The sequence below is a fragment of the Paenibacillus lacisoli genome (assembly GCF_030580655.1).
In the GTDB taxonomy this organism is placed as follows: domain Bacteria; phylum Bacillota; class Bacilli; order Paenibacillales; family Paenibacillaceae; genus Paenibacillus; species Paenibacillus lacisoli.
Genome location: NZ_JAUQTB010000052.1, coordinates 1 through 522 on the forward strand (window position 1 = coordinate 1; position 522 = coordinate 522).

At 56.7% G+C, this 522-nt stretch carries 1 rRNA gene; it reads left to right on the forward strand.

Going from position 1 to position 522, the window contains the following annotated elements:
* Positions 1–514 (forward strand): 16S ribosomal RNA (locus Q5741_RS21580); the annotation flags it as partial.
* Between the last annotated feature and the right edge of the window lie 8 nt (positions 515–522).

The window sequence follows — 522 nt, forward strand, 5'->3', positions numbered from 1 at the left end:
GGACAGAGGAGACAGGTGGTGCATGGTTGTCGTCAGCTCGTGTCGTGAGATGTTGGGTTAAGTCCCGCAACGAGCGCAACCCTTGATCTTAGTTGCCAGCAGGTTGAGCTGGGCACTCTAAGGTGACTGCCGGTGACAAACCGGAGGAAGGTGGGGATGACGTCAAATCATCATGCCCCTTATGACCTGGGCTACACACGTACTACAATGGCCGGTACAACGGGAAGCGAAGCCGCGAGGTGGAGCCAATCCTATCAAAGCCGGTCTCAGTTCGGATTGCAGGCTGCAACTCGCCTGCATGAAGTCGGAATTGCTAGTAATCGCGGATCAGCATGCCGCGGTGAATACGTTCCCGGGTCTTGTACACACCGCCCGTCACACCACGAGAGTTTACAACACCCGAAGTCGGTGGGGTAACCCGCAAGGGAGCCAGCCGCCGAAGGTGGGGTAGATGATTGGGGTGAAGTCGTAACAAGGTAGCCGTATCGGAAGGTGCGGCTGGATCACCTCCTTTCTATGGAG